This window comes from Psychrobacter sp. T6-1 (genome assembly GCF_052258445.1).
The window spans coordinates 1-898 of record NZ_JBQQFC010000598.1 but is presented as its reverse complement, the minus strand read 5'-3'; the positions used below and the strand labels follow the sequence as shown (position 1 = coordinate 898).

General features: G+C 42.4%; 1 protein-coding gene. It reads left to right on the top strand.

From position 1 onward, the window contains the following. The first annotated feature begins 261 nt into the window (after positions 1-261). Positions 262-888: a guanylate kinase gene (gmk, locus tag ACTXGO_RS14840; protein ID WP_443575062.1), complete on the top strand. Its 627-nt coding sequence runs from the start codon at positions 262-264 to the stop codon at positions 886-888. The last annotated feature ends 10 nt before the right edge of the window (positions 889-898 follow it).

Here is an 898-nt window from a genome sequence, read left to right as displayed (position 1 = left end):
GATAATTTACAGTCAAAGCTTAAATAGATAGCTTAAAACAAATGCCCTACTTTAGCATATTTTGCTTTTGCTGCGTTTTAACTTTTATGACCTTTAAAGAGGCTGAATACTTTTAGGTAAATACACAGACTCATAAAATCATTTTTAGTCGTCAAAAGCGGTTTATAATAAAGCGCTATTATTAGGGCATGTTTGATAATTCAACTACATTTTTATGATTTTGGCTAAATACTCATTACAACATTGACTTGGACACATGGTATGACAGGTTCCTTATTTATTATTACTGCCGCCTCAGGTACGGGCAAGACATCCCTTGTCAAGCAGCTGCTGGCAACCACCAGTGATTTGACGGTTAGCGTCTCACATACCACTCGTGCGCCGCGTCCGGGCGAGATTGACGGTCATCACTATCACTTTACGAGTGTTGATAGTTTTGTCAGCGCTATCAATGACAATCAGTTTTTGGAGCATGCTGAAGTATTTGGCAACTATTATGGTACCTCAGAGTCGAGCGTACGCGCGCAGCTCGAGGCAGGCGTCGATGTGATTTTGGAGATCGACTGGCAAGGCGCTTTGCAAGTTAAAAAGATATTTACCGAGGCGACGATGGTATTTATCTTGCCGCCTAGTATCGCCACTTTGCGTCAGCGCTTATCCACTCGCGGTCAAGATAGCTTGGAGGTGATAGAAAAACGGCTCGCTGGCGCCGTGACTGAAATGGCGCAATATGTGAATTTTGACTTTGTCATTATTAATGATAATTTTGAGGTGGCATTGACAGAACTCAAAGCCATTATCGTCGCTGATAGACAAACGCTAAAACGCCAACAACAGCGCTATCATAGAACGATCAGTACTTTGCTTGCCAATGGCACTGACGACTGATACTGATACT

What these genes read in the sequence shown, in the direction of transcription:
- gmk (WP_443575062.1), top strand. Translation starts at nt 262, where the DNA reads ATGACAGGTTCCTTATTTATTATTACTGCCGCCTCAGGTACGGGCAAG.